The sequence below is a fragment of the Bacillus sp. FSL M8-0277 genome, assembly GCF_037975305.1.
In the GTDB taxonomy this organism is placed as follows: Bacteria; Bacillota; Bacilli; order Bacillales; family Bacillaceae; genus Bacillus; species Bacillus pumilus.
Genome location: NZ_CP150255.1, coordinates 2403017 through 2429152 on the forward strand (window position 1 = coordinate 2403017; position 26136 = coordinate 2429152).

The window sequence follows — 26136 nt, forward strand, 5'->3', positions numbered from 1 at the left end:
GCAGGCAATCTTGTATTGTCTACAGTCTTTTTCGATTCACATGTACATTAATTGCTGCCTGTGATGTATTTGGCTTTCGCTTTGTTGTGCTCATTTAACGTTTTTGTAAAGACGACTTCTCCATCTTTCTTCGCAAGGAAGTACACATAATCTGTTTTATCTGGATGCAGTGCGGCTTTCCATGAAGATTCGCCAGCATTTGCAATAGGTCCAGGCGGCAGTCCCTTGTTGTTATACGTATTATAAGGAGATTTCACCTTAAGGTCTTTGTAATAAACACGGGATTTATGCTCACCTAGTGCATAGAGAACGGTTGGATCGGTTTGAAGCGGCATGTCCTTTTTCATCCGGTTATAAAAAACACTGGAGATTTTTGCGCGATCCGTCTTTTCCGTTGCTTCCATTTCAATCAGTGATGCCATCGTTAACACATCATGTATGGACATGTTTCTCTTTTTCATGTCTTTTTCATACGTTTTCACGTATTGATCTGTTTGTTTAATCATTGTTTCAATGATCGTTTCGAGTGATTCATCCTCACGATAAAATGGATACGTCGCAGGGAATAAATAACCTTCTAACGGATGTTTCACCTGTTTGCCATTTACCTGTGAAGTCACCGTTTTCGGATATTTTTTCATTAACGTTTGAATAAACGCTGGATCATCTAGCTTCGCTTCCACTTCCTTCGCTGAAAAATTCGTCTGGTTTGCAATAACTGCCGCAATATCAGACAGCTGTTTTCCTTCTGGAATCACAAGCTGAAAGGCGTAGTCTGTCCCTCCAGATGTCAGCTTTTGAATCAGCGTGTCTGCGTCCATCGTTTGTTTCAAATGAAAGTATCCTGCTTTAAAGCCGGACGCATTTTTGTATTTTGCATAATAAGTAAAAATCGTGTCATTCGAAATGAGCCCATTTTCTTTTAAAATGCCCGCAATCTCACGGACTGATGTCCCATTAGGAATATGAATATTAATCGTTTGTTTGCTTTTTTGATCGACCGGTCCAAGTGCTGATTTAACATATAAAAAGCCTGATAATGCTGCAATGATGATGACAGCAAGGACAGATAACAGGACGATCCCCATTTTCCTTTTGAAAAATGGTCGTTTCTTTTGTTCTGAAAACATGCATGGCCCTCCTCACATCTAGCTTTTATAGTACATGATTCGACGGAGTTCGGCAATTACTTGCTCATGCATGTCATGACAGAACTTGACATAATACGGCTAAACCAACGCCGCCACCGCTCCCAATAGCAGCCATGACATAGCTTCCAATCGGTAAGGTGCGCGCTTCGTAAAATAGTCTCACCATCATCGCAGCGCCCGATGCGCTATATGGATGCCCAAGACAAAGTGCACCGCCTCTTTTATTGATTCGGTCATAAGGAATATCCAGCGTACGAGCAATCAGCGCTATTTTCAGAGCAAAAGCTTCATTGATTTCAAACAGTGCGACATCCTCTGCCTTGATTTTCTCTTGATCTAGAAGTTTCTTCATCGCATCAATCGGCACAGCAGCTGGAAAATCGGGATGCATCGCCGCCACAGCACTTCCGGCATATCGCAGCATTGGCTGAAATCCATTCGCCTCCGCTAGCGCTCTTTCCATCACAACGACCGCTGCTGCACCATCTGCTTCTTTGCAGCTATTGGCGGCAGTCACAGATCCTTTTCCCGGTGAAAATATAGGCTTTGCCCGCTGGATCAGTTTCGCCATCGGTCTTATTTTCGCGGCCGCTTCATCTATGCTCAGTCCGTCAATCGAAACGATTTCTTCAGAATATGTACCACGTTTGATTGCGTCTATACTTCTTTCCCAGCTTAAAAGTGCATAGTCATCTTGTTCTTTTCTTGTGACGGAAAATCTAGAAGCCGTTAGCTCTGCTGCTTCTCCCATAGACGGATCTCCTATCCACTCCGGAGAAAAGCGTGCTCTTTCTTTCATTGGTGATCTGGATATGCTCTCAGTCCCGCCAGCGATATACATTGAGCCTTCTCCTGATCGAACCATGACGCAAGCTGTTCGGATTGCTTCTAGACCAGAGGCACACTGCCTATCAACCGTCATACCGGGCACTCCTAAAGAAAGCCCTGCTTCTAATGAGGACAGACGGGCCATATTTCCGCCGCCTCCTACAACATTTCCTAATATGATGTCGTCCGGTGTCATCCCTTTAGACAAATACTGAATAAGAGGCGCGGCTAATTGCTCTGGACGATAATCCTTCAGCATCCCGTTTTTATCACCGAAGGGTGTCCGTTTTGCTTGTACGATTACTGCTTGCATGACATCTGCTCCTCTGCCCACTTTTTCATGCTGGCACGTGCTATTTTTCCGCCGGATGTTTCAATTATTTGATCAATGACAAGCCATTTTTTAGGCACCTTGTAGGCCGCCATTTTTTCTTTGACAGCTTGCCGAACCGTTTTTGTGTGCTGTCCTTGTTCAATAATGGCAACAGGGATTTCACCCCAATACGGGTCAGGAACGCCAACTACTACTGATCGCTTCACCTCTGGCTGTTCATTTAGCACACGCTCAATTTCCTCTGGAAAAATATTCAGCCCTCCATAGACGATCATGCCATTTTCACGGCCGCTCATATACAAATAGCCGTCTTCATCCAGCCAGCCCATATCATAAACGGTTATCCACTCTTCCGGCGGTTTCACCTCATGTAAGTAGCCTGCAAAAGACATCGGGCTCTTCACATAAATTCTTCCTGTCTCATTTGGCTGGCAGACAGTTTGATCAGCTCGCCTCACTTCAATTTGAATGGGAGAGAAAGGCCGTCCGACAGAAGAAGGCTTTTGTAGAAAGTCATTTGAAGATAAGTAGGAAACAAAGCTTAGCTCTGATGTGCCGTAAAAATCAAAAAATGTCACATGCGGATAGTTGGTCACGAGTTGTTTCTTTGAAGGAATGCCCCAATCTGCTCCAGATGATATGACAAGAAGCGAATTGTCTTTCGCAAAAGCGTCTATTTTCAGCAACGATTCTGTCATTGTCGGGACAGTATACATCACAGTAATGTCTCCTGTCTGTAAGGTTTTTTTCGCTTTCACTGGCGTAAATTTTTCTAAAAGCGTCACTGTGCCGCCAAAGTATAATGTACTGATGGCACCATATAAAAAGTGAGAGGATAAGAGTGTGCCTGCTATCAGAACATGATCTTGATGAGTGATTCCAAATGTATCGGCTGTCGTTCGAAAGCTTTCGATCCATGACTGCTGACACCTGATAAAGGCCTTAGGCGAACCCGTTGATCCTGACGTAAATCCCATATAAAAGATAGGGTCGATCTCGCTGTCGCATTTGTTAAATGGACCTTGTGTGATGAGGCTCATTTTTTCCTTCCATTCAGATAAAGAAAGAACATGCATGTCTTCGCTGTACTTTTCAAATCTATTTAAATATCGATCCTCGATAATGACGAGAGCTGCCTCACTTAACAAAAGCTTTTCTACACATTCTTCATGGCTCCATCTCGGATCAAGCGGGATAGCTGTCCACCCTGCAGAAGCAGCGCCAGCAAATATTTGGAGAAAAGAAGCACCATTTGATAATAAAAAAGCGACTCTTTTTTGCTCATGAGCCGTTTGTTGTAACCATTGCGCCGATAGCCGGACACGCTCATACCAATCTTGATAAGTGATCCTTTCTTGTCCATCAATGATGGCGATATGATCTGGGTTCATTTCTGCATGTGATGCATAGCATTCCGTTATTCTATTCAAACTGCACGCCTCCCTTTATGCACATCCCTTTTTCGATATGACATGGCCGAAATGATTTTCACCGTGAGAACGGCACATATGCCCGCTTTGATGAGATCACCTGGAATATAAATCAGACTAAGAAGGGCTACCTGAGTGACCTTGATATCCATCATTATCGCTTGAAAAGGAATGCCGCATACATACAAAATTCCGATACTGCATACCGCAAAGATCATAAAAAAACGCAGAGCGGTCACTTTTTTTAGTCGGTTTATCCACAAACTAATCATGAGTGCAGCTACTGGATAGGCAAGTAAAAATCCACCGCTTGGACCAAAGAAGACCCCTATTCCGCCTCTCCCACCTGACAAAAGAGGTGCGCCTGCTGACACAACCAAAAGAAACAGAAGTAAACTGATCAGTGCATGTTTTGGCTTTAACAGACCCCCAGCAAGCAAAAGACCTGCCGTTTGCAATGTGATGGGTACAGGTGTAAACGTAAGTAAAATCGGCGGGATCAATCCTAACATCCCGATAACCGCAGTCATTAGCGCCATTTGCATCATGTCTTGGATTTTCAATATTCATACCCCTCACTCAATTCATTGTTAAAAATAGAGTAAAAGGTACGACTTATTATGTCAACATAAAATAAAATAAAGTTAACATATTGATCGTAAAAAAAGACCTGTGAAGAAAGATCACTAAGATCCGTTCACAGGCCTTTTATTCGTTCTATTCTTCGTCTTCTTCTTGATCTAAGAACGTATTTAACGTTTCTTCAATCATGTCCCACTCTTCATCCGTTTCAATAGGCTCTAGCTCGCCATCTTCACCGTTTTCGTTCGGCGTGAAGCTTGATGCATGAATTTCAATTTCTTCATTGTCTTGCTCAGAAATTGGGTAGTAAAGAACATATGATTTGTTAAAATGGTCGCTTTCAAAAGTAAATAGTACTTCGCAAAGCTGTTCATTTCCATTATCATCAACGATTGTAATTTGCTTTTCTCCGTGTTCCATTTGATTCACCTCATTTTAATTTAAGCTGTCTAAGTACCCTTGCAGGATCATAACAGCCGCCATTTTATCAATGACTTTTTTACGCTTTTGTCTGCTCACATCTGCAGAGATGAGCATTTTTTCCGCTGCCATTGTCGACAGACGCTCGTCCCAAAGCACAACAGGAACATTGTACGTGTTTTCTAACACTTTCGCAAATGATTGGCTGGCTTCGCCTCTAGGACCGACCGTACCGTTCATATTTTTTGGAAAACCAAGTACAATTTTATCCGTTCCATATTGCGAGACGATTTCGGACAGGCGGCTGAGACCGAAGTCTCCGCCTGCTTCATTAATTTTAATTGTTTCAATCCCTTGCGCTGTCCAGCCCATTTCATCACTGATCGCAACACCAAGGGTTTTCGTGCCTAAATCTAAGCCTAAAATTCTCATGTTTTACGCCTCTTTATGTGTCTCTAAGTACGATTTAACCAATTCCTCAATTAATTCGTCTCGTTCTAGTTTACGAATTAGGTTGCGAGCATCCTGATGTCTTGGAATATAAGCAGGGTCGCCTGACAGCAAGTATCCGACAATTTGATTGATCGGGTTGTATCCTTTTTCTTGGAGTGCGTCATGTACTTTAATGAGCACTTCATTCACATTGGTTTCAGCTGAATCATCAGAGAAGTTAAACTTCATTGTCTTATCAAATGAACTCACTGCTTCTTGCACCTCTCTTCCAACATTCTACTAGCAAGCTTTTTTCTAACCGCTCATCTAATACCATTATTCTACACTACATCGCCTGATTATAAAACGGATTTGACAGATTCTTCGACAATTGCCAGTGCTTCTTCTAGCTTTTCCGGTTGTTTTCCGCCTGCTTGTGCCATGTCTGGGCGTCCGCCTCCGCCTCCGCCGCAGATTTCAGCTGCCTGTTTCACAAGTTTCCCTGCATGCAGACCTTTTTCGATGACGTCTTTTGTCACTCCTGCTGAAATGTTTACTTTTCCGTTTTGAACGGCTCCGAGCACAATGACAGCTGATCCTAATTTGGCTTTTAAGTCATCAACCATTGTTCTTAAATGGTTCATGTCTTTCGCGTTTACTTTTTCAGTTAACACTTTTACTCCGCCGATTTCTGTCACTTTCTCTAAAATAGAGCCTGCTTCAGCCTGGCTTAATTTTGCAAGAAGAGATTCGTTTTCTCTTTGAACCTCTTTTAAATCTGCCTGCAATGAAGCGATACGTTTTGGTACATCCTTCGTATTTGACTTCAGCTCACTCGCTGCCTGCTCTAAAATCGTCAGCTGGTCATTTAATTCTTCGTATGCCCCTTTACCAGTCACCGCCTCAATCCGGCGTGTTCCAGCACCAATACCCGATTCAGATGCAATTTTAAACAACCCGATTTCCGCAGTATTTTGCACATGACAGCCGCCGCATAGCTCGATGCTGTAATCGCCTACTTGGACAACTCGGACAATATCACCATACTTCTCGCCAAAGAGCGCCATTGCACCCATTTCTTTTGCTTCAGCAATCGGCTTCAGGTCAATAGCAACAGAGATGCCTTCCCAGATCTTTTCGTTCACAATTTTTTCAATCTGAGACAATTCTTCTTTTGTGACTTGTCCAAAGTGAGAGAAGTCAAAGCGAAGTCTATTTTCATTCACCAATGATCCTGCCTGGTTCACGTGGCTGCCCAAAACGTCTTTTAGCGCCTGATGCAAAAGATGTGTCGCTGTATGGTTTTTCACAATGCCTTTTCGAAGAGCTGATTCCACTTCCGCAGTGACTTCAAGTCCTTTTTTGGCTGTACCGCTTACGACTACTCCTTCATGAACATGCTGACCATTTGGCGCCTTTTTCACATCTTTGATGTCAATGATCACTTCAGCGCTTTTCAATGTCCCTTTATCAGCCACTTGTCCGCCGCTTTCCGCATAGAAAGGTGTTTCATCTAACAAGATTTGTACTATATCGCCTTCATGTGCTTCTGTGACAATTTCACCATTTTGAAGCAATTCGACGATACGGGCATCTGCCGTTAGATTTTCGTAGCCAACAAATGTGCTTTCTACTTTAATATCTCCTAAAGCGCCACCTTGAACCTGCATACTGCCGACATCTTGTCTCGCATTTCTTGCACGTTCACGCTGCTTCTCCATCTCAGCCTGAAAGCCTTCTCGATCCACTGTCATGTTCTCATCTTCTGCGTATTCTTCTGTGAGCTCGACAGGGAATCCATACGTGTCATACAGCTTAAATACATCTTCACCTGAAATCTGCGTGCTGCCTTTGTCTCTTTCTTTTTTGATGACCTCTGACAAAATAGCTAAGCCTTCGTTCAGTGTTTCATGGAAGCGTTCTTCTTCATTCTTGATGACTTTCGCAATAAATTCTTCTTTCGCTTGTACATCTGGGTAGAAATCCTTCATGATTTCCGCCACAACTGGAACTAGGTCAAACATAAACGGGCGATGGATGTGAATGGTTTTTGCATAACGCACGGCACGGCGAAGCAAACGTCTTAACACATACCCGCGGCCTTCATTGGAAGGAAGCGCTCCATCACTTACAGCAAAGGCAACCGTTCGGATGTGGTCCGCAATGACTTTGAATGCTGTATCCTTTTCCTTTGTCTCGCCATAGCTTTCTCCAGAAATGGTCTCAACTGCACGAATAATTGGCATGAATAGATCTGTATCGAAGTTCGTAGGCACGTTTTGAATGACAGATACCATTCGTTCAAGACCCATCCCTGTATCAATGTTTTTCTTCGGCAGCGGCGTGTATGACCCATCTGGATTATGGTTAAATTCAGAGAACACTAGGTTCCACACTTCTAAATAACGCTCATTTTCTCCACCAGGATATAATTCTGGATCGTTCATGTCGTCACCGTACGATTCACCACGGTCATAGAAAATTTCTGTATTCGGTCCACTTGGGCCCTCGCCAATATCCCAGAAGTTGCCTTCAAGGCGAATAATACGTTCTTCAGGTACACCGATTTTATCTCTCCATAGAACATACGCTTCTTCGTCCTCTGGATGGACAGTGACAGATAACAAATTCGGGTCAAAACCAATCCACTCGTCACTTGTGAGGAATTCCCACGCCCATTCGATCGCTTCTTCTTTAAAATAATCACCAATAGAGAAGTTGCCGAGCATTTCAAAGAACGTATGATGGCGTGCCGTTTTTCCTACGTTTTCAATATCATTTGTACGAATCGATTTTTGCGCGTTGCAAATACGCGGATTTTCAGGTACGACGCGGCCATCAAAGTATTTCTTTAATGTTGCCACGCCGCTGTTGATCCACAAAAGTGTCGGATCATCATGCGGTACGAGTGATGCACTCGGTTCTACAGCATGTCCTTTTTCTTTAAAAAAGTCTAAAAACATTTGGCGTACTTGAGCTGAAGTTAAAGTTTTCATTCAAAAAATCCTCCCTTATCATTCATCAATCTCCACACAAACGAAAAAACATCCCGCCCTATGCAAGCACAAAACGACTTACACAGGGACGAGATGCTCTCGCGGTACCACCCTGATTATAGACCTATTCCGTCTATCACCTTCACATCCGATAACGCCGGAAGAGAGCGGCAGTGTTTATCTGCACTCGGGACTAGCTTCCGTTAAAGGTCTGATAAGGCTTTTCTCAGCAAAATAAAGCCTCTCTCTGCAACAGCTTTTTAACGTACTCGGGTCCGTCATTGAATTCAGTATGTAGTATGAATCGAAATTATTATAGACAACTCGGCTTCTCTTGTCAATGAACGCTTCGTCTCATGAGGATATATTGCACAATGATCACTCTGATGATAGCGGCAGTTGGTACGGCTAAAATCATGCCTATTAAACCAAATAACTCTCCTCCTGCTAGCAAGACAAGCATAATGACGACAGGATGCATATGAAGACTTCTTCCTACGATGATCGGGCTAAGGACGTTGCTTTCTAAAAATTGCAGCACCGCTACTGTAATCAGCACAATCATAACCGATTTAACCGAGATGGTAAACGCAATAAAGACAGCGGGAACCGCACCGATAATCGGTCCAAAATACGGAATGACATTCGTTGTGCCAATCAGCATACCTAGGACAAGCGGATACGGGATATGAAACAGCCAAAGCACAATGGCTGCTGCACCTCCAATTAATGAACAGACAAGCAGCTGCCCTCTAATATAATTACCAAGCGATTCATCAACTGCCTTCACAAACGCATGTCCCCTCTTCCGAAATGATCGCGGCGTCAAATACCATGCAGCCCGCTTCATCGTATTCATGTCCTTCACCATATAAAAAACAAGAAAAGGAATGAGCGCTGCAACTAATGCGTAATCAAGTAATACTTTACAGCTAAGAATCATTCGCTCCGCGCCGTTAGCTGCATATGTCTCCGATTGAACAATTAAGCGATCCAAGCGGTCGTGAAGTCCGTCGGGCCAATGGCTTGTATGATGATGAATATGTGATAAAGCGCCATTATACGTTTCCGCAAGCACAGGAATTTGTTCTGACAGCTCATTTAACTGCTTGATCATGACAGGCGCTCCTTTATAAACCGCAAGCCCAATCCCGCCAAAAAACAGTACATAAATCAATAAGAGACTAACAGTCCTCGGTAAGCCCCCCGCGTGCAATTTTTCCACTATCGGATAAAGCAGATAAGAAATAAAAATGGCAATGAGCAGCGGAATTAGAACCGCCTTTAACAACAAAAAAATAGGCATCCATAACTCGTCGAGCTGCAGTAAAATGAGCAAGGATGCAAGGACAAGCAGGACCCCTGCAGCATATATCAGAAATTGGACCGGACGTTTCTTCACCTTTTTCACCTCTTTTCTTATTGTTTATCCATCTTCTGTAATTATCCATGTAAATAAAATTTGTCCTAACTTTGTTAAAAATGAATACACATGAAACATACAGCTCCATCCAAAGTCACTAAAATGTCTACACTGAATATTCCATCATGTACAAGAGGAGGTTCTTCATGATCACATTCGAAGAAGTCAACAAGCATTACGGCCAGTTCCATGTACTTAAGGACATTAACCTACATATTCAAAAAGGTGAGGTTGTCGTGATCATCGGTCCTTCAGGATCAGGTAAAAGCACGATGCTCAGATGCATCAATCGTCTTGAAAGCATTGATGAGGGAAAGGTACTCGTCAACGAAGTGCCTGTTCAGCATCCGAAGACCAACATCAATCTTGTCAGGCAAAATATTGGGATGGTGTTTCAGCATTTTCACCTCTACCCGCATAAGACGGTGCTTGAAAACATTATGCTTGCCCCAATGAAGGTGAAAAAGGTGAGCAAGGAAGAAGCGAGGGAAACAGCCGAATTTTATTTACATAAAGTCGGCATTCCTGATAAAGCGGACGCCTACCCTTCAAGACTCTCAGGCGGACAGCAGCAGCGTGTTGCGATTGCAAGAGGGCTTGCGATGAAGCCAGAGGTCATGCTGTTCGACGAACCGACATCGGCTCTTGACCCAGAGATGATCGGAGAGGTACTAGATGTGATGAAGCAGCTCGCCCGAGAAGGAATGACCATGGTTGTCGTCACACATGAGATGGGATTTGCCCGAGAGGTCGCCGACCGTATTGTCTTTATTGATGAAGGCAGAGTTCTTGAAGAGTCAACACCGGCTGCATTTTATGAGAAACCGCGTGAGAAACGCGCTCAGCTCTTTTTAAGCCGTATTTTAAATCACTAGGGGGAATGATTTGATGAAAAAAATGAAACGCTTTGGCCTACTACTCTTTATGACTTGCTGTATTGCTGCATTGGCTGCTTGCGGATCTGCTGAAAAAGGCTCGACTGATGCAAAAAAAGGAAGCTCTTTAGAAGCCATTCAAAAAGACAAAAAAATCATATTCGGGGTCAAGAATGATACACGTCTCTTCGGTCTAAAAAATCCTAGCAACGGAGATATCGAAGGGTTTGATATCGATATTGCAAAAGCCATCGCAAAGGAAATGCTCGGCGATGAAGGAAAAGCAGAATTCAAAGAAGTGACATCAAAAACGAGAATTCCTCTACTGCAAAAAGGAGATATTCATGCGATCGTCGCAACTATGACGATTACCGAAGAGCGTAAAAAAGAAGTCAATTTCTCAGATGTTTACTTTGAAGCAGGACAATCATTGCTTGTGAAAAAAGGAAGCGACATTCAATCGATTGATGATCTTAAAAAAGGAACGAAAGTGCTTGCAGTGAAAGGATCTACTTCTTCTCAAAATATCCGCGAAAAAGCACCTGAAGCGTCTGTATTAGAATTTGAGAACTATCAGGAGGCTTTTACAGCTTTAAAATCAAACCAAGGGCAAGTGCTGACAACTGATAATGCGATCTTATTTGGTATGGCAGATGAGGATTCAAATTACGAAGTCGTCGGCGGCACCTTTACAGATGAGCCTTATGGTATTGCTGTAAAAAAAGGTGATCAGAAATTAACAGCTGCGATCAATAAAGCCCTAAAAACCTTAAAAGACAATGGAGAATATGACAAGATTCATCAAAAATGGATCAAAGAATGACCGTTTGACGTGTGAAGAATGATTCTCTCAGGGTGAGCCGCTCATTGGCTCACCTGTTGATCAGGAAGGAAGTGAACTGATTGCTACGGTTTTCCATTCTTATTGAAAATTTTCATCTTTATGTAGAAGGCTTTAAATATACCATTGGTGCAAGTGTCATTGCTTTGATTGGAAGCTTTTTGATCGGTACACTCATTGCCATTATGAGAATTGCGCCACTTAGGCCGCTCAACTGGTTAGGAACGGCTTACGTGGAGTTTGTTCGGAATATTCCGTTATTATTGATTACATTTGTCTTCTTCTTTGGATTACCCGTGCTAGGCATTGTAGCAGATGGCTTCACCGCTGGCACAATTGCCCTTGCCATTTATACGTCTGCCTTTATTGCTGAAGCCATTCGCGCAGGGATACAAGCTGTACCGCTTGGACAAATGGAAGCAGCCCGTGCTTCAGGTCTATCCTATGGCGGGACGATGCGGTATATCATTTTGCCGCAGGCGATTAAAATCGTCATTCCCCCTCTTGGGAATCAATTTATTAATCTTGTCAAAAACTCCTCTATTTTAGGTGTCATTGCAGGGTTTGATCTCATGTATCAAGGAGACCTCATCGCTTCTAGAACATTTGTGACATTTGATGTCTACATCTTTGTTGCCATGTTCTATCTGCTATTAACGATTCCGCTCAGTTTAGGCGTTGGTTATTTAGAAAAAAGATTAGCAAGAAGCCACTAGAAAGGAGGAAACATCATGGATTTTCTAGGTGCCTACCAGCCTGATCATCTCGCCTTTTTACTTGAAGGATTTGCTGTCACCTTAAAAGTGGCTTTTATCTCCATCATTTTGAGCTTTCTCATTGGATTAGTCATTGGCACATTGCGGTTCGCTCAGATTCCGGTTTTATCAAAGATACTTGCAGTCGTCGTCGAAACCATTCGAAACCTGCCGCTGTTATTGATCATCTTTTTCACATATTTTGCACTGCCCGAAATCGGCATTAAGCTGAGCATTACAGCTTCGGCTATTGCAGCTTTAACCGTATTTGAATCAGCGATGCTGTCAGAAATTATTCGAAGCGGTTTAAAATCAATTGATAAGGGGCAGATCGAAGCAGCTAGGTCTTCTGGTTTAACCTATATCCAAACGTTAAAAATGATTATTATGCCGCAGGCTTTACGCCGTATGGTACCGCCAATTGTTAGTCAGTTCATCTCTCTTTTAAAAGATACGTCACTAGCTGTTGTCATTGCCCTTCCAGAGCTATTGCATCACGCTCAAATATTAAACGGTCAGAGCCAATCTTACTTACTGCCCATTTTCCTATTAGCAGCGATGTTGTATTTTGTCGTCAATTTCAGCTTATCATTACTCGCGCGCCGATTAGAATATAGGCAGGCATAAAAAAGGACATCCGCTTTTGACGGATGTCTTTTTGCTTACATCATTCTCATAACGCGTTTTCTTAGCTTTTTCATATCCCGCTTTGATGGCATATCATATCGGCTTGCAAAGTGATATGCGAGTGCACCTGCACCAAGCGTTAATAGTGAAGAAGTCATTTTGCCCATTCGAAATTCCCCCTTAACACTTATAGTTGAATTGAACGTTCATCATCACTAAACAGATCATCTAAGCTGCTTAGTGTTCCGTCTTCTTCCACTTGGTGTGTAGATATTTTGCCTTTTGACAGCGTCAATTCAATAAAACAGCCCCAGCAATAATATTGATTGACCCCAATTTTTCCGATGTCTTTACATTTGCAATTTGGGCAAATGAGCATAATCAGCACCTCTTTACGTTCGGTTTAGAACAAGTGCTTCCTTTTGAACGTTGATCAAGGTTCCGGCAGCCTGAAGCTGTTTTCGAATCCCTGATAGCTCTGTAAAGAAGCCGTCCGAGAGTTCATATGCTACGATTGTGCCCGAATTTGTGCAAAAGTATACATCTTCCAAAATGCCTAAATTTTCACCATCAGGCGACTGCATCATTTTCTTTTTCAATTTCGAAAATAAGAAGGATGGGGCGGAGGAATCCATGCCTATTCCCTCCTGGCAGCTCACATATAAGCCTTTGTCTGTCAGCTGATCCCCAGCCGAGAATGGAACGAGTGCACAGTCTTTCTTTTTCCCATCTAACACATATCCTCCGCAGCTGCCTCCGGCTAATAAGTAAATATCTTTTATCGAACCAAGTGAATGAGACGTTTCACCTGTATAGATTGACATTCCTTCAAGCTCTCGACATGTTCTCAAAATGTGCTCAACCACCTTTTGCGGAACAGTCTTATCGTGTGCGTTTACTGCAAGACTCATACGAAGAAATGGCTTCCATGAACGAAATATGAGGATTTCTTTTCATGCTAAAAAAGGCTCCCATCTGGAAGCCTTTTATTCATGCATAAAATCAAATGGAGTGATTCCCTCCATACCGATATTTGCATCATGCACGCTAAACGGCAGTTCTTTTTGAAGTGCTGCAAGCTCCGCATCCATAACCTCTTCGGTTTGCACGAGCCGCATCGTTAAGGACGTTTGTCTGAGCGAATCCTCATTGTTTTTCACGCCCCACTCCAGTGCTGATTCCTCGCCGCACAGAATTAAAAACTTTTTACTTCGTGTAATGGCTGTGTACAGCAGATTTCGCCGAAGCATTCTGTAGTAGCTTCTCACGACTGGAAGCACAACGATGGGGAATTCACTGCCTTGTGATTTGTGGATGGAGCAGCAATAGGCATGTGTAAATTGATGAAAATCCTTTTTTGTAAAGGTAATTTCATTCCCATCAAAGGAGATCACAGCCATGTCTTCTTTTTCCGTGTTTTCTTTCGCATAAAAAATCGAGACAATTTCGCCAATATCACCGTTAAAAATATTGTTCTCCGGCTGATTCACAAGCTGAAGCACTTTATCACCGGTCCGGTACACCACATCACCAAACGGGATTTCTCTGCCTTTTGGTTTTTTAGGATTTAAAATGTGCTGCAGCATTTTATTGAGCTCATTAATGCCTGCTTTTCCTTTATACATGGGCGCAAGCACTTGAATGTCTTTAGCTGAATAGCCTTTTTGAGCAGCATTGCTGACGACTTTCTCAATCACTTCTTTCATTTGATCAACTGAGCATTTTATGAAAGATCGATCCTTTGAACGTGCGGTAATATCCTTTGGCAGGACGCCATTTTTCATATCATGTGCAAGCTCAACAATGCTGGAGCCGTCTGCCTGACGGTAAATATCTGTCAGGGTAACAGCTGGCACAGCTTGTGATGCAAGCAAGTCTCTTAACACTTGGCCTGGTCCGACAGACGGAAGCTGATGTTCATCCCCCACCATGATCACTTGGATATGATCAGGAATGGCCTTAAACAAGTGATTCGCAAGCCAAATATCTAGCATGCTTGATTCATCAATAATGACAAGCTTTCCTTCAATCGGCTGTTCTTCATCATGCGAGAATCCCTCTGACCCATTCCAACCAAGCAGCCGGTGAATCGTCACAGCTGGAAGCCCTGTTGATTCTGTCATTCGTTTAGCTGCTCGTCCAGTTGGCGCCGCAAGCACAAATGGAAAGGATTCATCTTTTTTGTAATCACTCGGATCAAGAGATACACCGTGAAGATCGCTGTAAAGCTCAACAATCCCTTTAATGACTGTTGTCTTCCCAGTCCCAGGTCCGCCTGTTAAAAGCAGCATTGGGGACATGAGCGCCTTTTGAATCGCTTCTTTTTGTGTCGGTGCATACTGGACGCCCAGCCGTTCCTCTAGCTCACCAAGGGCTAGAAGGAATTCTGATTCAGGGAATTGGTCTGCATATTCCGTTTGGGAGACGATTTTTTGTATACGTTTGGCGACACTTTGCTCGGCATAAAATAAGGACGGATGATAGCAGCGCTCATCTTCAATGATCATCTCTTTCCCTTCGCCAAGTGCAATGATCTGATTGGCGACGTCCATTTCCGTCACTTTGTACTCATTGCCTGTCTGATTGAGCAGTTTTCGGGTTTCGACGATCAAATCCTTTGTTTGTATGTACGTATGACCGTCCTGAAGGCTGGCTGTCTCCACTGTATAAAGCAAGGCTGCACGGATTCGCTCTGGGTCATTTCCTGAGATACCGGTTCTAGCGCCAAGTTCATCCGCCTTAATAAATCCGATTCCTTCGACATCCTTGACGAGCTGATAAGGGTTTTCTTCAATCTTCTGCAGCGTCTCACTCTCGTACACTTGATATATCTTCATGCTGAGCTGTGGACCAAAGCCATATTGATTCAGGCTGATCATAATTTGTTCCAATCCTTGATGCTCCTGGAGCGCTGCGGCCAGCTTATCTGCCTTCTTTTTTGATAAACGCGGAACGTCATACAAAACCGCTGGGTCACGCATAATTTTATGAAGCGTCTGATTGCCAAGCTGCCCCACAATTTCTTCCGCCGTCTTTTTCCCTATCCCTTCGAATAAATCACTTGAGAGATAATGAATGATTCCTTGCTTTGTTGTCGGTACTTCCTTTTGAAAATGAGTCGCCTGAAACTGTTCACCAAATTTCGGGTGGCTTGTGACTTTGCCATAGAAGGTGTAAGTTTCTTCCTCATGAAGTGCTGGGAAGTAGCCTGTGACAGATGCTGTTTTTTCCTCTAAGTTTTCCGATGTTTCAATGACTTTCACCTTTAACACCGAGTATAAATTACTTTCATTATGGAAAATAACGGCTTGAACTGTCCCCTTTAAAAACGGTTCGTCCTCAAGCTTCATTTGATCTGGATGTTCCTGCACAGGTCTTCCCTCCTTCCGTCTATTCTGCCTCTTGAATTAGCTTTTGTGCATGTAGTGCCAGCATATGGTCAGGCTGCACGTCAATCGCTTTTCCTAGCATCTCAAGTGCTTCGTCTTTTTTCTCTAAGTATGCATACGCAACCCCTAAATTATAAAAGGCATCTGCATGCTGCGGATCACGCGCGATCACCTCGGTAAAGGTCGTCACCGCTTCTTCCAGCAATTGTTCATTGGCTAAGCACATGCCAAATTGGAACCTTGCTTCATTATCATCTTCATTCAGTTCGATGGCACGCTGAAGATAAGGCATCGCAAGCTTCGGCTGCTCTAATTTGATGAGCGTTTGCCCCAGCATATAAAATAAATCACTATTTTCCATCCCAGCTTGAAGTGCTTGTTCAAAATAGTCTTTTGCTTTCATAAAGTCTTCTTTTAATGTGTAGACATTTCCTGCCCCGTAATAGGCTGCAGCTGCGGCGTGATCAAGTTCTATTGCTTTTTGAAAGAAGTTTAACGCACGTTCAAATTCATTGATGCTTGAAAGCAAGTTCGCAAAGTTAATATATGGAACCGGGTCTTTCGGGCTTTCTTCAATGGCTTTCGTAAAAGCTTCTGCTGCTTTTTCGATGTTCCCTTGATTTAAGGCTTCTATGCCGATTTCGTTATGATTCATTCGCTCTCTCATCCTTTCATTAAAAAACCTCAACAGCGACGTTGAGGTTTTGAAAACATGTTACACATACGACAGCTTTTGGCCGTCCTTAAAGACATCGTCAATTGTTCCGCCACCGAGACATTCGTCGCCATCATAAAAGACAACCGCTTGTCCTGGTGTGACAGCACGAACAGGTTCATCAAAGATGACCATCGCTTCTTGCTCACCAGTCATTTTCACCTTCACATGGTGATCTTCTTGACGGTATCTGAATTTAGCTGTGCAGATTAATTCACCGTTTTCACCGACAATATGAGGACGAGTCCAGCTAATATTGACGGCTGAAATGCTTTCAGAATATAAAAGTGGATTGTGGAAACCTTGTTCGACAAACAGAATATTTTGTTCCAAGTCTTTTCCAACGACAAACCAAGGATCACCGCTGCCGCCAATGCCTAGACCTTGGCGCTGACCGATCGTGTAATACATCAGTCCATCGTGCTCCCCTTTGACTTCTCCGTCCATCGTCTGCATCACGCCAGGCTGTGCAGGCAAATATTGACTGAGGAACGTTTTAAAGTTTCTTTCTCCAATAAAGCAAATACCCGTTGAATCTTTTTTCGTTGCTGTTGCGAGCTCTGCTTCTTTTGCCAATTCACGAACCCTTTTTTTCTCTAGATCACCGATTGGGAACATGACTTTATCAAGCTGTTCCTGAGTCAGCTGATTTAAGAAATACGTTTGGTCTTTGTTGGCATCAAGACCTCTTAGCATTTTGACTTCATCGCCAGTTCTGTCGACGCGCGCATAGTGACCTGTTGCTAAATAATCCGCACCGAGTGACAATGCGTGCTCAAGGAACGCTTTGAACTTAATTTCTTTGTTGCACATGACATCAGGGTTTGGCGTTCTGCCCGCTTTATATTCATCAAGGAAATATTGAAACACTTTGTCCCAATATTGCTTCTCGAAATTCACTGCATAATAAGGGATTCCAATTTGGTTGCATACGCGGATGACATCCTCATAGTCCTCCGTTGCTGTACATACACCATTTTCATCTGTGTCATCCCAGTTTTTCATAAATATGCCGATTACATCATAGCCTTGCTCCTTTAACATAAGAGCAGCAACTGATGAATCGACTCCTCCGGACATACCGACCACAACTCTTGTGTCTTCTGGTCTTTTTGTCATCTTCATCAACTCCATTTTCAATGAAACAGCATGTGCGTTTCGTTCTTCAGGTGCCTGGCTGTTTCATTTTTCACACACGAACAAAAGAGGAACGTTTATTTGGCTAAGCGTTTGACAACAGCTACTATCTTGCGCGCCGCCTGCTTCACATGATCCTCTTCATTCCCAAGACCGAAGCTTATTCTGACTGAGGACGTCAGCTTGTCTGCTTCTTCGCCATACATGGCGCTTAACACGTGTGAAGGAAGGACGGATCCAGCCGTACATGCAGACCCACTTGAAACAGCAATTCCTTCCATATCTAAATTCACAAGTAACGATTCGATAGAAACGCCCGGGAAATGAACATTTAAAATGTGCGGCAATGTCTCTTCCGGGTGCCCATTGATAGAGAAGTCGAGTGATTCCTCTTCGAATACTTGTAGCATGATTTCTTTGAGCTTACCATAATGCATGGCTTTTTCTCTTCTATTTTGCTTCGTTAATTGAACAGCTTCTGCAAGTCCGACGATCCCTGCCACATTTTCAGTGCCAGCACGGCGTTTTCTTTCTTGTTCTCCTCCGAAAATTTGCGGAGAAAGTTTCACGCCTTCATTTACATATAAAAAGCCCGTTCCCATTGGACCATTTAGCTTATGGCCAGAAGCAGATAAGAGATCAATATGAAGGTCTGCTACATCGATTGGCATTGTTCCAAACGCCTGCACGGCGTCTGTATGAAAATGAGCAGTGTGATTGTGTAAAAGCTCGCCAATGTCTTTGATTGGCTGAATCACACCTGTTTCATTATTGCCGTACATGATGGTCACAAGAATCGTATCATCTCTTAGTGCTTGTTTTAGTTGTTCAAGATGAATCAATCCAGTTTCATCCACATCTAAATATGTCACGTCAAATCCTAGCTTCTCTAGGCGTTCACATGTGTGCAGCACCGCATGATGCTCTGTTTTTGCTGTGATGATATGTTTTCCTTCATGCTGTCTTGCCATTGCCACACCTGTAATCGCCAGGTTGTCCGCCTCTGTTCCTCCACTTGTTAGGATGATCTCCTGTGGTTTACAGTGTAATTCTCCTGCAATCACTTCTCTTGCTTCATCGAGCCACTTTCTTGCCTCGCGCCCATATGAATGAATGCTAGAGGGATTGCCAAATATCTCTGTAAAGTAAGGCATCATCTTGTCCACAATACGCTGATCCATCGGCGTTGTGGCTGCATGATCTAAATAGATACGTTCCATTCCCGGTACACCTCTGATCTAAATATAGAACATATACGCCTCTTGATCCTCGTCATCTTTATAGCTTGCCAAGTCTTCAAGAGTTGTATTGTCCAGTACGTCTTTTACTGCATCACGAATCCGAATCCAAAGTGCACGCTTTGCTGGTTCTTCGTTTTCAATGACTTCGACAGGACTAATCGGTCCTTCTAATACACGAATAATATCACCGGCTGTGATCTCGTTTGGTTCATGTGCAAGAACATAGCCGCCATATGCACCGCGAATACTTTTCACCAGACGGGCATTCCGAAGTGGTGATACAAGCTGCTCTAAATAATGCTCAGACAAATTATTGTTTTGAGCGATTGATTTTAATGATGTAGGGCCTTCGCCATGTTTTTTGGCTAATTCGATCATGATCGTCAGACCATATCTGCCTTTAGTAGAAATTTTCAAGTTAAACACCTCTGCGTTTTCTATTTCTATGTCATCAATTATTTTTCTGATTTCATATACGCTTATATAGACCAAAAGCAATTATATCATACTTTTAGCCAACTTTCATTTGCCGGTTCTGAGCGCTTTAGGAGGACGCATCCCTTTTCTATTTGAAGAAATTTCGGTACTCTATACAAACAAGACATTGCTTTAGGAGAGATAATCATGAAACCTTTAGCGTACCGGATGCGCCCAAGTCATATTGAAGACATCATTGGGCAGGAGCATCTCGTTGGAGAAGGTCAAATTATTAGACGAATGGTCGAGGCAAAACATTTATCCTCGATGATTTTATACGGACCGCCGGGCATCGGAAAAACATCGATTGCGACGGCGATCGCTGGCAGTACAAGCATTGCGTTTCGGACGTTGAATGCGGTCATTCATAACAAAAAGGATATGGAAGCTGTCGCTGCTGAAGCGAAAATGAGCGGCCAGGTCATCCTCATTTTAGATGAGGTTCACAGGCTTGATAAAGGAAAGCAGGATTTTCTTCTTCCTTATTTAGAAAATGGCATGATCATTTTAATTGGCGCAACGACAGCTAACCCCTATCATGCGATCAACCCTGCCATCCGAAGCCGGGCACAAATATTTGAGCTAAAACCGCTTGAAACAGAGCAAATCAAGGCTGCATTAACAAGAGCGTTACAGGATGAACATCGCGGACTTGGCGGTTATGAGGTGACAGTGGACGATGAAGCGATGAATCATTTTGCCAATGGATGCGGCGGGGACGTACGCTCTGCTTTAAATGCGTTAGAACTAGCTGTTTTATCGACAAAAGCAGATGATGCTGGGCATATTATGATCACTCTTGCCGCAGCAGAAGAATGTTTACAAAAAAAGAGCTTCTCACATGATAAGAATGGTGATGCTCATTATGATGTCCTCTCGGCTTTTCAAAAATCCATTAGAGGCTCTGACGCAGATGCGGCACTGCATTACCTTGCCAGACTGATTGAAGCAGGGGACCTCGAAAGCATTTCAAGGAGATTACTCGTGATGGCTTACGAAGATATTGGCTTAGCTAGTCCGCAGGCAGGCCCTCGTGTGTTAAGCGCTGTTCAAACAGCAGAAAGAATCGGCTTCCCGGAAGCACGAATTCCGCTGGCTAACGCAGTCATTGAACTGTGTCTTTCTCCTAAATCCAACTCAGCATATAAGGCGATCGATGCGGCACTTGGTGACATTCGTTCAGGGAAAATTGGTGAAATCCCTGTTCATTTAAAGGATGCTCACTACAAAGGAGCCACAGCACTTGGCAGAGGCGTCGATTACTTATACCCACACGATTATGAAAACGGCTGGGTGAAGCAGCAATACTTACCTGATCCGCTGAAAAACAAGCAATACTATGAACCAAAGCAAACAGGTAAATTTGAAGGCGCACTAAAACAGGTATATGAGAATTTAAAACGCCAAAAATAAAAAAGCCCACCTGCCTATTAGCAGGTGGGCTGTCAGATTGTTGACAAAGGGCTAAAATGATCTTGATTTTAGCCCTTTGTCTTCTTTTCAGCGTAATAGAAAACCTTTGCAGTCTAGGAAGGACGAGCATCGGAGCGGAGCGAATTTAACATTCGTGAGCACCGAAGCGCAGATCTGACACCGAATGCAAGGGTTTGTCTACACGCTGGCCCCTGCCTATTAGCAGGTGGGCTGTTTATTTATCCTTCACACGTGTAATTGGAATATCTTTTAAAAGCTGCATAATGACATGACCACCCATGATCAGTCCTGCAACAGATGGGACAAATGCGTTGGATGATGGCGGCATTTGTGCCTTGCGAATCTTCGCTTCATCATTTCCAACTTCTTTTCTAACATCTTCGCGGATGACAATCGGACTTTCATCAGAGAAGATGACTTCAATCCCTTTACGAATCCCTTCTTTGCGTAGACGCGTTCTCACGACTTTTGCAATTGGGTCGGTATGTGTTTTTGAAATGTCATCAATTTTGAAGCGGGTCGGATCTGTTTTGTTTGCAGCTCCCATACTCGAAATGATGTTCACATTGCGTTTCAGACACTCTTTCATTAAATGAATTTTATAGTGAATCGTATCTGACGCATCGATGACATAATCAAGTGGATATTCAAAAAATTGTTCATATGTTTCCTCTGTATAAAACATTTTGAGTGCAACAACTTCACATTCTGGATTAATATCAGCGATTCTCGCCTGCATTAAGTCAACCTTTGGCTGACCAACTGTTGAAAGCAATGCTGGTAGCTGACGATTTACATTTGTAATATCAATATCATCTTTATCAACAAGAACAATACGGCCAACGCCTGAACGAGCGAGTGCCTCAACTGCAAATGAACCAACGCCGCCCACACCAAGCACTGCAACTGTACTGTTTTTTAATATATCTAAGCCTTCCTTGCCAATGGCAAGCTCGTTTCTTGAAAACTGATGTAACAAGTGCCTCACTCCACCTTTATTTAAAATGAATCGAAAGAATCATATCATATTCAGACTTCTTCGTCATCCTTCTGAAAAAGAAAAAAACACAAAAAAGTCCCGACAACGCCGCCAGCTTTTCCTTCGTTTTGAACCCCGCACCATGCAGGTGGGTGCTTTCTTCCTGACTTTATAAGTCCTCTAAAGAGGCATTTATGCAGAAAGGAAAGGCAAGCTCCCGTATAAAAAAATGTTCGGTCAAAACTAGGTAACCACCGTACGTATCAGGACTTTATTTATTGATTGAAGAAAGCATATCATAGGCATGCCGCTTTTTCAAGCGTTTACATGCCTATATCCATGCGTCTATTTTACTGTTTTGCTTTTGTTTTAATCGCTAAACTTAACTCATCCAGCTGCGCTTCGCTCACATGACCTGGAGCATCTGTTAGCACGCAGCTCGCGCTTGCCGTTTTCGGGAATGCAATCGTGTCTCTTAGGTTAGAGCGGCCGGCAAGCAGCATTACTAAGCGGTCAAGACCAAGCGCAATTCCGCCGTGCGGAGGAACACCGTGCTCAAAAGCATCTAGAAGGAAGCCGAATTGTTCATAAGCCTCTTCTTTTGAAAACCCAAGTAAGCTAAACATTTTTTCTTGAATGTCCTTTTCAAAAATACGAATCGAACCTCCGCCAAGCTCATAGCCATTCAGGACAAGATCGTATGCCTGTGCCTTCATGTCTTCTGGGCTTGTCTCAATTAATTCAAGATCGTCGCGTACTGGCATTGTGAAAGGATGATGGGCAGCATAGAAGCGTCCTTCTTCTTCATCTTTTTCAAGCAGCGGCCAATCAACGACCCATAAGAAGTTGAATACAGACTCATCGATGAGTTCAAGCTCTTTGCCGAGTTTTAAGCGAAGGGCACCAAGTGCGTCATGGACAACAGACGTCTTATCTGCAACAAAGAGTAAAAGGTCGCCTTCTTCGACTTGAAGCTGCTCTTTTAATTCTGCTTGCTTTGCTTCGTCAAAGAATTTAGCAATCGGCCCTTTTAATTCTGTGCCTTCTGCTTTAAGCCAAGCTAGACCTTTTGCACCGTAGTTCGCAGCAAATGCACCAAGGGCATCAATGTCTTTTCTTGAGTAATTCGCTGCAGCCCCTTTGACATTGATGGCTTTCACAGCTCCACCATTTTTCACAGCTCCGCTAAAGACTTTGAAATCAGAGTCTTTTACCGTGTCTGAAATGTTGACAAGCTTCATCTCAAAACGTGTATCTGGTTTATCAGAACCATAAGAATTCATCGCTTCATCATAAGTCATACGAGGTAATGGCAATGTCAGCTCTACGCCTTTGACATCTTTCATCACCTTTGCCATCATCTCTTCAGCAAGCGTCATAATGTCCTCCTGACTCATAAAGGACATTTCGATATCGACTTGTGTGAATTCCGGCTGACGGTCAGCACGCAAGTCTTCATCTCTAAAGCAGCGGGCAATTTGATAGTAACGATCCATTCCTGAGACCATCAGCAATTGTTTAAATAATTGCGGGGACTGAGGCAAGGCATAGAACTCTCCTTCGTGTACACGGCTTGGAACAAGATAGTCACGTGCACCCTCTGGCGTACTTTTTGTTAAAATTGGTGTTTCAATATCTAGAAAGCCGTTGTCATCTAAGAAATGGCGGAATGCTCTTGTAACCTCGTGTCGCATTTTCATCGTTTCAAACATAGCAGGACGGCGAAGGTCTAAGTAACGGTATTTAAGGCGCACATCTTCTGATACCTCGTCCGCTTGATCTGAAATCACAAAAGGAGGGGTCTTCGCTTCATTTAACACGCTGACCGTTTCGACTTGTATTTCAATTTTCCCTGTTTTTAGATTTGGATTAATTGTTGCTTCTTCTCTTGCGACAACCGTTCCTTTAATATCAAGGACATATTCATTACGAATCGATTCTGCTGTCTCAAGTGCCTCTTTTGAAAGGTCTGGATTGAAGACAGCTTGTACAATTCCTGTACGGTCACGCAGATCAATAAAGATTAATCCGCCAAGGTCACGTCTTTTTTGAACCCATCCTTTTAATACAACGGTTTGACCGATTTGGTCTTCTGTTACTTCTCCACAATAAAAAGTTCTACCAAACACAAACATTCCACTCCTTCTTTACGCCTTCTTGTGGGCCTTCATCATTTGAATCAGCTCATCAAGCTTCACTTCAATTTGTTCACCCGTTGTCGTATCTTTTACATTCACAATGTGCTGCGCCAGCTCATCTTCACCAAGGACAGCAATAAACTTGGCTTTTAATCGATCAGCCGCTTTAAATTGTCCTTTTAATTTCTTCCCTGTATAGTCCATTTCACTTGAAATGCCTTCTTTTCTCAGACGATTTAATAATGAAACAGCGTAATCTTTCGCATCATCACCGAGTGCAGCAATGTATAGATCAATGCCATCTTGCAATGGAAGATCAATCCCTTCAGCATCGATTGCTGATAGGAAACGCTCAATACTCATAGCAAAACCGATTCCTGGTGATTCAGGACCGCCAATTCCTTCAACAAGTCCATCATATCGGCCTCCGCCGGCTAATGTGGTAATCGCACCAAAGCCTTCAGCATTACTCATGATCTCAAATGCCGTGTGATTGTAGTAATCAAGGCCGCGCACTAAGTTCGGATCGACGACATATTCAACGCCTATATCTGTTAAGTATTGTTTGACCTTTTCAAAATAAGTCCGTGATTCATCATTTAAGTAATCTTGAATGGATGGAGCCGTTGCCATCAATTCGTGGTCACGATCCTTTTTGCAATCAAGAATTCGCAGCGGATTTTGATGTAAACGGGTTTGACAGTCATGACAGAATTCATCGATTCTTGGCTCAAAGTGCTCAACAAGTGCCTTGCGGTAGTCTGCACGGCTCTCTTTGTCACCAAGGCTGTTAATGACGAGCTTTAAGTTTGAAAGACCTGCTTTCTCATAAACACTCATCGCAAGGGAAATAACTTCTGCATCAATGGCTGGATCCTTTGAACCGATCGCTTCAATCCCAAACTGATAAAATTGACGATATCTTCCCGTTTGCGGACGTTCATAGCGGAACATTGGTCCGATGTAATACAGCTTTGTTGGCTGCGCCGGCTGTGCAAATAATTTATTTTCAACATAAGAACGTACGGTTGATGCCGTTCCCTCTGGACGAAGGGTGATGCTGCGTCCCTTTTTATCTTCAAATGTATACATCTCTTTTTGAACGATATCGGTTGATTCGCCTACTCCCCGTGCAAACAGCTCTGTATGCTCAAAAATCGGTGTGCGGATTTCTTTGTATTGAAAGGCCGCACATGTATCTCTTGCAATTTGTTCAACATACTGCCAGCATTCTGACTCTCCAGGTAAAATATCCTGTGTGCCTCTTGGAATATTAAAACTCATTTTTCGTCCTCCTACGACCATCATTCATTTTTTATGTGGACATATAAAAAACCCCCGCCTCTACTATGTGTATAGTAGGGACGAGAGTTATACCCGTGGTGCCACCCTAGTTGGAACATGATCTAGCCATGTCCCCGCTCAAATCCTTAACGCAGATTCACGTTCTCCGCCTATTGACTCATTTTTAGAGCGTTCAGCAGGAAACCTACAGAGTGTTCTTTCGTGATAAATGCCATGCGGATTCGCTTTCAGCCTAAGGCGATTCCTCTCTGCTCACGCAATTTACCCTACTATTCTCTATCATCAGTTCCACATTTTAAATTTTCAAGTGTGTTGATTTATATTATAATAAGGTCGGTGCTGCCACTCTGTCAACCCTTGCCGTGCCTCTTTTTCTTTTCCAGCTCTTCTTTTGACGTACATCCGTATTCAGATGCGGTTTCTTCAAGGAAGCCTGGTTGATCCATTTCGTCGTGCTGCCAGCGATCGATATCACGATGTCCATTATATTGCACTCGTCCTAATTTTCTGCTTAATCTCATGTTTGTACATCCTTTTATCACGTTTTTATTTAGTATAAACAGATTGATTCAATTTTATTAGGGAAACTGCAAGGAATTAGTCCATTACATAACGAATTTACATTCA

The 26136-nt window shown here is 43.1% G+C and carries 26 protein-coding genes, 1 other RNA gene and 2 other annotated features; of the genes, 5 read left to right on the forward strand and 22 right to left on the reverse strand.

Annotation, left to right across the window (positions count from 1 at the left end; translation table 11 throughout):
• Nucleotides 1–47 precede the first annotated feature (47 nt).
• The 9 genes from mltG to MKZ05_RS12160 form a co-directional block, all read right to left on the reverse strand.
• Entirely contained in the window at nt 48–1130 is a 1083-nt protein-coding gene (gene mltG, locus MKZ05_RS12120; RefSeq protein ID WP_339160252.1) for an endolytic transglycosylase MltG, read from the reverse strand.
• Nucleotides 1131–1203: 73 nt separating this feature from the next.
• The gene (locus MKZ05_RS12125) at nt 1204–2292 is read right to left on the reverse strand and encodes an acetyl-CoA C-acyltransferase (protein WP_339160255.1); all 1089 of its coding nucleotides are present in this window, start codon (nt 2290–2292) and stop codon (nt 1204–1206) included.
• Nucleotides 2280–3743, reverse strand: coding sequence for an acyl-CoA synthetase (locus tag MKZ05_RS12130; RefSeq protein WP_339160256.1), 1464 nt, complete (start codon nt 3741–3743; stop codon nt 2280–2282). The genes MKZ05_RS12125 and MKZ05_RS12130 overlap by 13 nt, the downstream gene beginning before the upstream one ends.
• Complete coding sequence (locus MKZ05_RS12135) at nt 3740–4306, reverse strand: biotin transporter BioY (protein WP_339160259.1); 567 nt, start codon at nt 4304–4306, stop codon at nt 3740–3742. The genes MKZ05_RS12130 and MKZ05_RS12135 overlap by 4 nt, the downstream gene beginning before the upstream one ends.
• Before the next feature lie 154 nt (nt 4307–4460).
• A complete protein-coding gene (locus tag MKZ05_RS12140) occupies nt 4461–4745 on the reverse strand; it encodes a DUF1292 domain-containing protein (protein WP_003216483.1) in 285 nt (94 codons plus the stop codon).
• 15 nt (nt 4746–4760) lie between these two features.
• A complete protein-coding gene (gene ruvX, locus MKZ05_RS12145) occupies nt 4761–5177 on the reverse strand; it encodes a Holliday junction resolvase RuvX (RefSeq protein ID WP_310024366.1) in 417 nt (138 codons plus the stop codon).
• A gap of 3 nt (nt 5178–5180) precedes the next feature.
• The gene (locus MKZ05_RS12150; RefSeq protein ID WP_034620648.1) at nt 5181–5447 is read right to left on the reverse strand and encodes an IreB family regulatory phosphoprotein; all 267 of its coding nucleotides are present in this window, start codon (nt 5445–5447) and stop codon (nt 5181–5183) included.
• Between the two features lie 89 nt (nt 5448–5536).
• Entirely contained in the window at nt 5537–8173 is a 2637-nt protein-coding gene (gene alaS / locus MKZ05_RS12155; RefSeq protein WP_339160265.1) for an alanine--tRNA ligase, read from the reverse strand.
• An 81-nt stretch (nt 8174–8254) separates the two neighbouring features.
• Nucleotides 8255–8464: a binding site (T-box leader), on the reverse strand.
• A 46-nt stretch (nt 8465–8510) separates the two neighbouring features.
• Nucleotides 8511–9575, reverse strand: a complete 1065-nt coding sequence (locus MKZ05_RS12160) for an AI-2E family transporter (RefSeq protein WP_339160268.1) — start codon at nt 9573–9575, stop codon at nt 8511–8513.
• Nucleotides 9576–9742: 167 nt separating this feature from the next.
• On the opposite strand from MKZ05_RS12160, the gene MKZ05_RS12165 reads away from it, so the two are divergent.
• The 4 genes from MKZ05_RS12165 to MKZ05_RS12180 all read left to right on the forward strand — a co-directional run bounded on the left by MKZ05_RS12165 (nt 9743) and on the right by MKZ05_RS12180 (nt 12694).
• Nucleotides 9743–10471 (forward strand): amino acid ABC transporter ATP-binding protein, encoded by a 729-nt coding sequence (locus MKZ05_RS12165; RefSeq protein WP_050943677.1) that lies wholly within the window; start codon nt 9743–9745, stop codon nt 10469–10471.
• Between the two features lie 13 nt (nt 10472–10484).
• The gene (locus MKZ05_RS12170; RefSeq protein ID WP_050943676.1) at nt 10485–11294 is read left to right on the forward strand and encodes a transporter substrate-binding domain-containing protein; all 810 of its coding nucleotides are present in this window, start codon (nt 10485–10487) and stop codon (nt 11292–11294) included.
• Nucleotides 11295–11374: 80 nt separating this feature from the next.
• Nucleotides 11375–12028, forward strand: a complete 654-nt coding sequence (locus MKZ05_RS12175) for an amino acid ABC transporter permease (RefSeq protein ID WP_003216507.1) — start codon at nt 11375–11377, stop codon at nt 12026–12028.
• Nucleotides 12029–12043: 15 nt separating this feature from the next.
• A complete protein-coding gene (locus MKZ05_RS12180; protein WP_339160269.1) occupies nt 12044–12694 on the forward strand; it encodes an amino acid ABC transporter permease in 651 nt (216 codons plus the stop codon).
• 35 nt (nt 12695–12729) lie between these two features.
• Here the strand turns inward: MKZ05_RS12180 and MKZ05_RS12185 are convergent, their stop codons facing one another.
• From MKZ05_RS12185 to MKZ05_RS12220, 8 genes are all read right to left on the reverse strand, one after another.
• Nucleotides 12730–12861, reverse strand: coding sequence for a YrzQ family protein (locus tag MKZ05_RS12185; protein ID WP_003216198.1), 132 nt, complete (start codon nt 12859–12861; stop codon nt 12730–12732).
• A 20-nt stretch (nt 12862–12881) separates the two neighbouring features.
• Complete coding sequence (locus tag MKZ05_RS12190) at nt 12882–13073, reverse strand: hypothetical protein (protein ID WP_003216308.1); 192 nt, start codon at nt 13071–13073, stop codon at nt 12882–12884.
• Nucleotides 13074–13086: 13 nt separating this feature from the next.
• Nucleotides 13087–13605, reverse strand: a complete 519-nt coding sequence (locus tag MKZ05_RS12195) for a prc-barrel domain-containing protein (RefSeq protein WP_339160270.1) — start codon at nt 13603–13605, stop codon at nt 13087–13089.
• Between the two features lie 75 nt (nt 13606–13680).
• Nucleotides 13681–16065: an ATP-dependent RecD-like DNA helicase gene (locus MKZ05_RS12200; RefSeq protein ID WP_310024352.1), complete on the reverse strand. Its 2385-nt coding sequence runs from the start codon at nt 16063–16065 to the stop codon at nt 13681–13683.
• A 19-nt stretch (nt 16066–16084) separates the two neighbouring features.
• Nucleotides 16085–16738: a tetratricopeptide repeat protein gene (locus MKZ05_RS12205; RefSeq protein WP_003216571.1), complete on the reverse strand. Its 654-nt coding sequence runs from the start codon at nt 16736–16738 to the stop codon at nt 16085–16087.
• Between the two features lie 60 nt (nt 16739–16798).
• Nucleotides 16799–17917 carry a tRNA 2-thiouridine(34) synthase MnmA gene (mnmA, locus tag MKZ05_RS12210; RefSeq protein WP_050943674.1) on the reverse strand — a complete coding sequence of 373 codons (1119 nt, stop codon included), beginning with the start codon at nt 17915–17917 and terminating at the stop codon, nt 16799–16801.
• A gap of 95 nt (nt 17918–18012) precedes the next feature.
• Entirely contained in the window at nt 18013–19155 is a 1143-nt protein-coding gene (locus MKZ05_RS12215; RefSeq protein ID WP_003216474.1) for a cysteine desulfurase family protein, read from the reverse strand.
• A gap of 18 nt (nt 19156–19173) precedes the next feature.
• Nucleotides 19174–19593, reverse strand: coding sequence for an Rrf2 family transcriptional regulator (locus tag MKZ05_RS12220; RefSeq protein WP_034620651.1), 420 nt, complete (start codon nt 19591–19593; stop codon nt 19174–19176).
• A 207-nt stretch (nt 19594–19800) separates the two neighbouring features.
• Here MKZ05_RS12220 and MKZ05_RS12225 point away from each other — a divergent pair, with 207 nt between their 5' ends.
• The gene (locus MKZ05_RS12225; protein WP_212046165.1) at nt 19801–21066 is read left to right on the forward strand and encodes a replication-associated recombination protein A; all 1266 of its coding nucleotides are present in this window, start codon (nt 19801–19803) and stop codon (nt 21064–21066) included.
• Nucleotides 21067–21301: 235 nt separating this feature from the next.
• Here the strand turns inward: MKZ05_RS12225 and MKZ05_RS12230 are convergent, their stop codons facing one another.
• From MKZ05_RS12230 to MKZ05_RS12250, 5 genes are all read right to left on the reverse strand, one after another.
• A complete protein-coding gene (locus MKZ05_RS12230) occupies nt 21302–22066 on the reverse strand; it encodes a tRNA threonylcarbamoyladenosine dehydratase (protein ID WP_044140034.1) in 765 nt (254 codons plus the stop codon).
• 92 nt (nt 22067–22158) lie between these two features.
• A non-coding RNA gene (gene ssrS, locus MKZ05_RS12235) (6S RNA) lies at nt 22159–22339 on the reverse strand.
• Nucleotides 22340–22416: 77 nt separating this feature from the next.
• Complete coding sequence (aspS, locus tag MKZ05_RS12240) at nt 22417–24195, reverse strand: aspartate--tRNA ligase (protein ID WP_212046166.1); 1779 nt, start codon at nt 24193–24195, stop codon at nt 22417–22419.
• A gap of 18 nt (nt 24196–24213) precedes the next feature.
• Entirely contained in the window at nt 24214–25488 is a 1275-nt protein-coding gene (gene hisS, locus MKZ05_RS12245; protein ID WP_339160274.1) for a histidine--tRNA ligase, read from the reverse strand.
• A gap of 73 nt (nt 25489–25561) precedes the next feature.
• Nucleotides 25562–25801, reverse strand: a binding site (T-box leader).
• Between the two features lie 58 nt (nt 25802–25859).
• Complete coding sequence (locus tag MKZ05_RS12250) at nt 25860–26030, reverse strand: YrzK family protein (protein ID WP_003216250.1); 171 nt, start codon at nt 26028–26030, stop codon at nt 25860–25862.
• Between the last annotated feature and the right edge of the window lie 106 nt (nt 26031–26136).